We start from the raw sequence: 8,843 nt of genomic DNA on the forward strand, positions 1-8,843 counted from the left end.
AACCCGCCGTCCGTGCGGTTGCCGAGGGCGTCCGTGTTGGGAGCTGGGCTAGCTCCCGGCTGTCACGAATTCCGGTGGGAGTGCGGTGGCCCGCGGTCCGAAGGCCCCGCGGTAGGCGGCACCGGGGTGGTTTTCCGGCAACCTGTCGCGCCCGAAGATCTTGTGGCGCAGCGTGCCAGGTTCATAGGCCGTCTTCGCCAGCCCGCGGGCCTGGAGGGTGGGCAGGATGCGTTCGTTGAATTCGAGGTAGGTGTCGGGGAGCCGCCAGTTGATCACGTTGATGCCGTCAATGCCCGCCTCCTGCCAGGCCGAGAGCTGGTCTGCGATCTCCTCAGGTTTCCCGGCCACGACACCGCGTTCGATGCGGTTCTTGGCCAGGTCGGCCAACGTGGGTTCACGGTCCGGGGTCGCGGCGCGCAGCCAGTCCACGTGTCCCTGTCCCCCGTTGTTGGGGATGTTGCGCAGCTCGGTGTCCTCGGGCAGTCGGGAGCCATCGGGCAGAACCCCCAACGAAGAATGGGTCAGGTATCCCAACACCGAGGTGTATCGTTCGAGCTCTTCTCGCTTGGCATCGACCTCGGCATGCGTGGAACCGACGATGAAGCTGATGCCTTGGAAGAATTTGAGGTCCTCTTCCCGGCGCCCGGCACGAACCACTTCGGCCCGGGCATTGTCGGTGTGGATCTTGGCTCCGGCCGGGTTGGGCGGGCCGATGAACACCGCCTCGGCGTGCTTGGCGGCGAAGCTGATGCCCCGCGCAGAGCCTCCGGCTTGGAAGAGCAGCGGGGTGCGCTGCGGGGAGGGCGAGGGCAAGTGCGGGCCCTCGACCTTGTAGCGGGCACCAACGTGGTTGATCTTGTGGATCTTCGACGCATCCGCATAGCGCTCGCCTTGCTTATCCACCAGCAACGCATCCTGGTCCCACGATCCTTCCCAGAGCTTGTAGGCGACATCCAGGTATTCGTCGGCCCAGTCATAACGGGCATCGTGTTCGACCAAGGCGTCGAAGCCGAAGTTGCGTGCGGCATTTTCCTGGGTGCTGGTGACGATGTTCCATGCGATGCGGCCCTTGGAAATGTGGTCGAGGGTGGAGACTTGGCGGGCGAAGTTGAACGGATGGTTCTGCATGACATTGGAGGTGTAGGCCAACCCGATGTTCTTCGTGGCCACGGCCAGGGCGCCGAGCAGCACCGCGGGATCGTTGGACGGGATCTGCAGCCCCTCGTGTACGTTGTCCACGTATTGGCCGTCGGCCGGGCCGTAAAGGCCCGTGACATCGGCGAAGAACATTGCGTCGAACAGGCCCTCTTCCAGGGTCTTGGCCAGTTCGATCCAGAGGTTCACGTCGTTGAACTCGTGCTGGCGTGCCTCGGGGTGGCGCCATTGGCCGTGGTGTATGTGGCTGGCGGTGTTCATCAGGAATGCGTTGAAAAGCAGCGGCTTGCTCATGTGTTTGTTCCCTTCGGGGCGCTGGTTCCGACATAGATGGGGGTGGTGAGGTGATCCCCGGTCAGGCGTTGCTGTCCCACGGCACGGGCCCGGTAGATCACCGGATTGTGTTGGCCCAGCACCCGGGCATTGCGCCAGTGGCGGTCAAGACCCCGGGTTTCGGAGGCTGCCGAGGCGCCCCCGACCTCAAAGAGCCGGTTGGCCACGTCCAGGGTCTGCTCGACCACAAAGATCTGTGCCTCGGAAAGTTCGGTATCCAGTTCGGCGGTGGATTCGGCGTCCAGGGTCCCGGCTGCCGAGCGTGCTGCAGCGTCCTGGATACGGGAGCCGACCGTGTCAAGGACGGAGTCGATGGCAAATACCGTGGAGCTGATCCGTCCCACGACCTCTTGGATGAGCGGATCGCGCTGTGCGGATTCCCCGACTCCGTGGAAAAACGTCCGGTCCCGTCCCTGGACATAGGCGATGGCATCGCGTCGCACGGCCCGAGCGATCCCGCCCAGGGCCACCAACAAGATGCCTTGGACGTAGGCTGCGCCGAATCCGATTCCTTCCACCCCGCCGGAGGCATCGATGTTTTCGGGGGCGACCTCGACGTTGCTGAACCGGGTGGTGCCGGAGGCGGTCAGCCGCTGGCCGAACCCATCCCAGTCGTCAAGCAGTTCCACACCGGGGTCGTTGCGGTGCACGCTCACGCGCACCGAGTCGCCGGCCGCGGTGTCGGCACTGACTTTGATCCAGTCGGCATACAGGCTGCCGGTGCTGTAATACTTGGTGCCATTGAGCACCGTCCGCCCGGCCTCCTCGGTGAGGAGGGTGGAGTTGGTTCCGGGCTTGTTTCCCTTTTCCGTGGTGGCGTTGCCAAACACGTCCCCGGCCACGACGCGTGGCAGCCAGCGTTGCCTCGCAGCGGTGTCTGTGCCTGAGACCAGGGTTTCCACCGTGGTGAAGTGCGCGCGCAGTGCTTGGACTAGGTTGGAGTCAGCGGCGCCGAGCTCGCGCAGCAGTTGCAGCGACTGGGCCAGGGTGGCTCCGGCTCCGCCGAAAGCCACCGGGACCCTGATCGCGGTGAAACCCGAGGCTTTGAGCAGTGCGATGGCCTCGTGCGCCAGGGTGCGGGTGGCCTCGGAGTGGATCGCGGTGGCGGCGATGGCTTCGAATACCGGTGTGAAGCGCTCCAGTAGGGCCTGGGTCGTCGGCGCTGGTGCGGCATCCGGGTGTACAACGGCTGTGCGTTCAAGACTGATGGTCATGCTTTTCCTCCGGTCGGGGTGGGGTATAGCCGCGGTGCAGCGGACAGAAGTTTTTTGGTGTAATCCTCGGCCGGGTTGGCAAAGACCTCCGCGGTGCGTCCGGCTTCCACGACCCTGCCGGCTTCCATCACGACGATCTCGTCGCTGATGTGTTGTACGACGCCCAAGTCGTGGGAGATGAACAGGTAGCTGAGCTTGAATTCGGATTGCAGCTCATCAAGCAGGTCCAACACCTGGGCCTGGATGGAGACATCAAGTGCGGAAACCGGTTCGTCGCAGATGATCACCTCGGGCCCCGGGGCCAAAGCGCGGGCAATGGCGATGCGCTGGCGCTGGCCGCCGGAAAGGCGCAGCGGCAACCGGGATTCCATAGAAGCGTCAAGCCCCACGGTTTCCAACAGCCGGATGACCTCGTCACGGCGTTCGGCCGCAGGGAGCGCTCGGGAATCGGGCAGCGCATCGGCCAGGATGCGGGCCACGTCCCATTGCGGGTCGAAGGATCCCAGCGGGTCCTGGTAGATGGAGGTGATGTGCCTGCGCTGCGGCCGGCGCTGCTTCTCCAAAAGGGTGCTCCACGGATTTCCCAGTAGCTTCACTTCCCCGGATTCCGGGGCGGTGAGCCCCAGGGCCATGCGCGCGACGGTGCTCTTGCCGGATCCGGATTCCCCCACGATCCCCAGTGTTTGCCCGCGGTTCAGGGCGAAGGAGACATCATGAACGGCGACTCGCGGCGAGCCGTCGGGGTTGCGGTAGGTCTTGCGCAGCGACTCGGCCACCAGGACCGGACCCGCGTGCTCCCGGGTGGCGTCGGCCGCGCGGTCGGCGCCAATCAGCGCGTGCTGGCGCACCGAGATCCCTGCTCTCGCGGGCGCAAGCCTGGTGCCGCGCGGCTTGTCGGTCGGCACCGCGCGCAGCAGGCGTTGGGTGTACTCGTGTTGCGGGTTCCCCAGCACCTGGGCCGTTGGCCCGGTCTCGACGATTTCGCCTTGGCGCATCACCGCAATGCGGTCGGCCAGCTGCCCGACCACCGCGAGGTCGTGGCTGATCAGCAGCAACGAGGTCCCTGCGGCCTTGCGTTCGGCCAGCAGGTCAAGGATCTGCTGCTGGACCGTAGCGTCCAGGGCCGTGGTGGGTTCATCGGCAATCAGCAGGGCCGGGTCCAAAGCGATGGCGGCCGCGATGAGCGCGCGTTGACGCAGCCCGCCGGAGAGTTCCCCGGAGCGCTGGTTGATGCGCTGTTCGGGTTCCGGGATGCCGACGGCTTCGAGCAACCCCAGCACCGTGTTGGTGCGTGCCGCAGCCGAAAGCTTGGTGTGGATGCGCAGCGAATCGGCGATCTCGCGGCCGATGGGTCGCAGCGGGTCAAGGGAGACCAGCGCGTCCTGCAGGACGTAGCCGATGTCGGCGCCGCGGACCTTGCGCCAGGCACGGTCGGAATTGCGGCGCAGGTCCTTGCCCCGCAATTGCAGGGTCTGCGCCTGGATCACGGCGTTGGCTCCGGTCAGACCGATCAGGGTGCGGGCCGTCACCGATTTGCCGGATCCGGATTCGCCGACGATGGCCAGGCATTCACCAGCGTGGATCTCGAAATCGATGCCGTGGACCGTGGGGGTCGACCGGGTTTTGGACCCGAAGGCGATTCGCAGGTCCCTGACCTTGATGACGGGTTCGTTGTCGGTGAAGGGCGTAGTGGTTGGTTGCGACATTACTTGTCCTTGAGATTGCGTTGGATGCCGTGGCCCAGCAGTGTGGTGGTTGCTGCGCTGAGCACGATAAAGAGGCCCGGGAAGACCGTCAGCCACCAGGCGTTTCCGATGTAGAGCCGGCCGAGCGAGAGCATCGATCCCCATTCAGGATCCGGCGGCGTGGCGCCGAGGCCCAGGAAACTCAGCGAAGATGCCCAGACGATGGCTTGACCGACCCCGAGGGTGGCCAGCACGAACAGCGGTGCTGCAACGTTGGGCAGGATGTGGTGGCGGATGATGAAGGCACGGGACTTGCCTTGCACAATCGATGCCTCCACATAGCCGGAGCCGCGGATCGAGAGGACCTGGGAGCGGATCATCCGGGCATAGCCGGGCGCCGCGGAGAGCCCCACGGCGATGGTGGTGGTCACGACGCCGGGTCCCAGGATGGTGATGACCAGCAAGGCCAGCAGCAGGCCGGGGAAGGCAAAGAGGACTTCGAGGAAGCGCGAGACGCTGAAGTCGACGGCGCGGGTTCCGAGGCCGGCAACGGCACCCAGCACCAGGGCCAAGCCGAGGCCGATGACCGTGGCCAGGATGCCGATCAACAGCGAACTGCGGGCACCGTGGATGACCCGGGAGAAAACGTCGCGCCCGGATTCGTCGGTGCCGAACCAATGCGCTGTACCGGGTGCGGTAAAGGCCTCGGCGGGGTTCATCTCCAGCGGTCCGCTGGGGGCCAGCACCGAGGGGATCACTGCCGCGGCAATCAGCCCCAGCAACAAGACGAGCGGGGTGATGATGCCGGGGCCCAACGTGCTCACCGTGGACCAGGCGCCGGATGTGAACGACGGGTGTGCAGCGGCCTTCGAGGCACGGGTCGCTTCCAAGGCCGCCGGTCCTTCCAGGACTGTGGTTTGAATGCTGTGGGTCATGGCTTCCTCCGGGTCGGTGATGGTTTTGGACAGGTTTGTGTCAGTGCTCATGCCGCACGCAACCGGGGGTCGGCCAGGCGTTCCGCGAGGTCGCTGAGCAGCGTGACCAAGATGTAGATCGCGGCGACCAGAACCACCACTCCGAGCACCACCGGCACGTCCCTGACGAGTACCGATTGCAGCAGCGTGCGGCCGATGCCCGGGCGTGCAAAGACGGTTTCGACAACTACTGCCCCACTGATCAAGGAGCCCATGGCCCAACCCGAGAGTCCGATGCCAGGAAGCGCTGCATGGCGCAGCGCGTGGCGCAGACTGAGCGAGACCTCGGATTCCCCGCGTGCCCGGGAGGAAATCGCGAACGGAGAGTTCATGGCGGTGAGCATCGATTCACGCATGACCTGTCCTAGGAATCCAGCCAGCGGAACGGCCAAGGTGAGCACCGGAAGAATCAGCCCCTCAACCCCGGGGGCCCCGCTGGTGGCAGGGAGCCATTGCAGCCTGACGCTGAACACCAGGATGAGCAGGCTGCCAAGCCAGAAGTGTGGGACCGCCGCCGAAACGACTTCGAGCAGGTTACCCACCAATGTGGCGGCCTTGCCGCCGCGGGCCGACCAGAGCGCGAGGCCCAAGGCAAGCACCCAAGCAGTGGCCAAGGCCAAGACCGCGAGCACCAGGGTGTTGCCTAGTTGTTCGCCGAGTACGTGGGCCACGGGTTCGCGCAACTGGTATGAATCCCCTAGGTCACCTGTCACGAGTTTCCCGAGGTAGGCACCGTATTGGACCAACATTGGCGCGTTGAGGCCATTGAGCTCGCGGGTTTGTTGGCGCACTTCTTCGGTGGCGTTGTTGCCCGGACCGCCCAGCAGTGCATCCACAGGGTCGCCCGGGACCAATCGCATGGCAAAGAACGCCAGGGTCGCGACGGCCCACAGGACTCCTGCGGCACCCAGGGTGCGGAATCCCGTCAGTCTAAGGACCGATTTGAGCCGAGCCTTCGCCGCGTTGTCTTGTATGGCAGGCGCTGCAACGGAGTCGGCGGGGGTGCGGTTATCTGTATCGAGGCTCATGATCGGTCCAACCAGGTGTCGTAGAAGGTGGGCATGCCCAGCGGGGAGAGAAGCTTCACGCCTTCAACATCGGAGCGGAACCCGAGACGGGTCTGCTGGTCGAAGATCGGCAGCGAAAGGTACTGTGCATCGATGAGTTTCTGGGCCTTGGCGTAAAGCCTTCCGCGTTCAGTTTCGTTCCCGGTGATGGCGGCCTTGTGCAGTGCCACATCGATGGCGTCGGCGGCCGGACCGGCCAGACCGTTGTTGTTGGCGTGGTAGCCACCTTCGATGACCGAGGGAATGTGCGCGGAGTCGTAGACGATGTTCAGCACCGAAGGAGAATTCTTCGTGTAGTACAGCGGCGAGATTCCGTAGTCCCAGGCGTATCGCTTGGCGTTGAAGCTCGCCGGTTCCTCCTGGCTGATGACCAGCTCGAAACCGACGGCCTTGGCACTGTGCTGGAACTGTTCAAGAACCGAGACCGGAATGAGGATGCTGTCGTTTTGGATCACGCTGGTGGACAGCCTTTGGCCGTCCTTGGTCCGGTAGCCCTCTGCATCCCGCAGAGTCCAGCCCGCTTCATCCAGAAGCCGGTTGGCCTTGTCCACATCGGTGGAGTAGGCCTCGGGATTTTGCCGGTTGAACTTCGTGATGCTGCTGAGCACCGAATTTGAGCGCGGCACCGTGCTCATGAAGATGGATTTCAAAGCCGCGTCGACGTCCACCGAGCGCACGAATGCCTCACGGACACGTACGTCGGTGAAGGCGCCCTCCGTGGTGTTCAGCGTCAGGTTCACCACGTGTCCGGGCCGGGAACCAATCAAGGTGTCAAGGGCCGGGTCGGCCTTCGCGGCGACGGCATTCTGTGGCTGCAAGACATCGATGACATCGACCTCATCTGACTGCAGGGCGGCAAAGCGTGCAGCATGGTCTGGTAGGAAGCGCCAGATGATCTTTTCCAGATACGCGGGACCTGTATGCCCGGCTGTGGGTGCCGGGGTGTGATAATCCTCGTTGCGGGTCAGGACCACTTCTTGCTGTTTTGACCAGCTTTCGACCTTGAAGGGGCCGGTGCCCACCGGGGAGAGGCAGTTGGCCTCGGCCCCGCGTGCCAGCGCTTTCTGCGACTGGATCGGCACCCAGACCTGGGCAAAGTGTTCAAGGAGCGCGTTGTCGGGTTCGGAGAGGTGCAGCCGCGCGGTGAATTCGCTGATCTTTTCGACCGATGCCACCTTCTCCACGGCAAGGATGCCGGTGCTGGAGAGCGTCTGGGGGTCTTTGATGTAGGCGACGTTCTTGACGATAGTTTCGGCGTTGAGCTGCTGGCCGTCGGTGAAGTGGACGTCCTGGCGGACCGTGATGTCGAGGGCAAGCCGGTCCTTGGACCATTTCCAGCTCTTGGCGAGCCATGGAGCAATCTCGCCGTCTTCATCCTGGAAGAACAAGGGTTCAAGGTATTGGGTGGCGACCAACGCCTGCGGCACGCCTCCACCCACGATCGGATCAAGACACGACGGTTCGGTGTCGCCGGTCGCGTAAACCAAGGTGCCACCCGAGATCGGCTCCCCGCTTGATCCGGCTGCAGAGTCTGCATGGACGGCTCCCCCGCATGCGGTCAGGGCCAGCAAGGCAGCCACCGTGGCGAGCGCCAAGGGAAGGCGTTTCTTGAAATCCGCAGGTTGTGCGGAACGTCCTTTATCCTGGGGAGGGAAAGCGCTCGGGTGTTCTGCCCGGTACGCCGGCTGGCGGTTTTTCACGGTGGTACTCCTGCTGGTTGTGGGGTGCTTGGCCTTGGTGTCAGGGATCGGAACCTGAACTGGCGAGATGCCTGGGATATTTCTATCCGTGTCCGGTGCCCGCACGCCACCAGCAGGTCTTGAACGCTTTGTCTGGGTACTTACCCCGAAATATGCAGTCACATGACGTGGTTTTGCGTCCTGTGAGTCGTCACGACGGGGTCATAAAAGGACATCTGGAGTCCCTGCGCTTCGCAATCGTCATTCCTGGTCCCGCGGCTGAAAACATCAGTCAACACCAGCGATTCCGAGGGCCTCCCGGCCGCCGGAGGACGGATCCAGCCGCCGACTTACAAGGAGCAACATTTTGGGCAAGCCACTTCATTTCAATGCGTTCGTCATGAATACGACCAGCCACATCCACCACGGCCAATGGCGCCGACCGGACGCGGGCCAGACCGAGTTCAATGACGTCAACACGTGGGTCGAGCTGGGCCAAACACTTGAGGCGGCAAAGTTCGACGCGATGTTCTTCGCCGACGTCTCGGGGCTGTACGGAGACTCAGACGCAGACTTCGACGTCTACGCCAACGAGGGCCTGCAGATGCCGTCGAATGATCCAACGGTGCTCCTGGGCGCCCTGGCGGTGAGCACCAAGCACCTCGGCCTGGCGACCACCTCGAACGTGGTGCAGAATCATCCCTACAATTTCGCCCGGCAGATTTCCACGCTTGAC

7 protein-coding genes are annotated in these 8,843 nt (G+C 64.0%); 1 reads left to right on the plus strand and 6 read right to left on the minus strand.

Annotated elements, in window-relative coordinates; genetic code table 11:
- Positions 1-48: 48 nt before the first annotated feature.
- Genes ADIAG_RS10655 through ADIAG_RS10680 form a run of 6 tightly spaced genes read right to left on the minus strand, consistent with a single transcriptional unit; the run spans position 49 to position 8,023 of the window.
- Complete coding sequence (locus ADIAG_RS10655; protein WP_007271367.1) at positions 49-1,449, minus strand: LLM class flavin-dependent oxidoreductase; 1,401 nt, start codon at positions 1,447-1,449, stop codon at positions 49-51.
- Positions 1,446-2,702 carry an acyl-CoA dehydrogenase family protein gene (locus ADIAG_RS10660; RefSeq protein ID WP_007271368.1) on the minus strand — a complete coding sequence of 419 codons (1,257 nt, stop codon included), beginning with the start codon at positions 2,700-2,702 and terminating at the stop codon, positions 1,446-1,448. Before ADIAG_RS10660 ends, ADIAG_RS10655 begins: the two co-directional genes overlap by 4 nt.
- On the minus strand, positions 2,699-4,408 hold the full coding sequence (locus ADIAG_RS10665) for a dipeptide ABC transporter ATP-binding protein (RefSeq protein ID WP_007271369.1): 1,710 nt from the start codon (positions 4,406-4,408) through the stop codon (positions 2,699-2,701). The genes ADIAG_RS10660 and ADIAG_RS10665 overlap by 4 nt, the downstream gene beginning before the upstream one ends.
- On the minus strand, positions 4,408-5,373 hold the full coding sequence (locus ADIAG_RS10670) for an ABC transporter permease (protein ID WP_007271370.1): 966 nt from the start codon (positions 5,371-5,373) through the stop codon (positions 4,408-4,410). The genes ADIAG_RS10665 and ADIAG_RS10670 overlap by 1 nt, the downstream gene beginning before the upstream one ends.
- Complete coding sequence (locus tag ADIAG_RS10675; RefSeq protein WP_007271371.1) at positions 5,370-6,389, minus strand: ABC transporter permease; 1,020 nt, start codon at positions 6,387-6,389, stop codon at positions 5,370-5,372. Before ADIAG_RS10675 ends, ADIAG_RS10670 begins: the two co-directional genes overlap by 4 nt.
- Positions 6,386-8,023 carry an ABC transporter substrate-binding protein gene (locus tag ADIAG_RS10680; RefSeq protein WP_235045886.1) on the minus strand — a complete coding sequence of 546 codons (1,638 nt, stop codon included), beginning with the start codon at positions 8,021-8,023 and terminating at the stop codon, positions 6,386-6,388. Before ADIAG_RS10680 ends, ADIAG_RS10675 begins: the two co-directional genes overlap by 4 nt.
- A 451-nt stretch (positions 8,024-8,474) precedes the next feature.
- Between ADIAG_RS10680 and ADIAG_RS10685 the strand changes: the two genes are divergently transcribed.
- A partial coding sequence (locus ADIAG_RS10685) for an LLM class flavin-dependent oxidoreductase (RefSeq protein ID WP_043474382.1) occupies positions 8,475-8,843 on the plus strand: 369 nt, incomplete at its 3' end.

Source organism: Paeniglutamicibacter gangotriensis Lz1y, assembly GCF_000348945.1.
GTDB lineage: Bacteria > Actinomycetota > Actinomycetes > Actinomycetales > Micrococcaceae > Paeniglutamicibacter > Paeniglutamicibacter gangotriensis.

What these genes read in the sequence shown, in the direction of transcription:
- ADIAG_RS10670 (WP_007271370.1), bottom strand. Translation starts at nt 5,373, where the DNA reads ATGAGCACTGACACAAACCTGTCCAAAACCATCACCGACCCGGAGGAA.
- ADIAG_RS10660 (WP_007271368.1), bottom strand. Translation starts at nt 2,702, where the DNA reads ATGACCATCAGTCTTGAACGCACAGCCGTTGTACACCCGGATGCCGCA.
- ADIAG_RS10655 (WP_007271367.1), bottom strand. Translation starts at nt 1,449, where the DNA reads ATGAGCAAGCCGCTGCTTTTCAACGCATTCCTGATGAACACCGCCAGC.
- ADIAG_RS10665 (WP_007271369.1), bottom strand. Translation starts at nt 4,408, where the DNA reads ATGTCGCAACCAACCACTACGCCCTTCACCGACAACGAACCCGTCATC.
- ADIAG_RS10675 (WP_007271371.1), bottom strand. Translation starts at nt 6,389, where the DNA reads ATGAGCCTCGATACAGATAACCGCACCCCCGCCGACTCCGTTGCAGCG.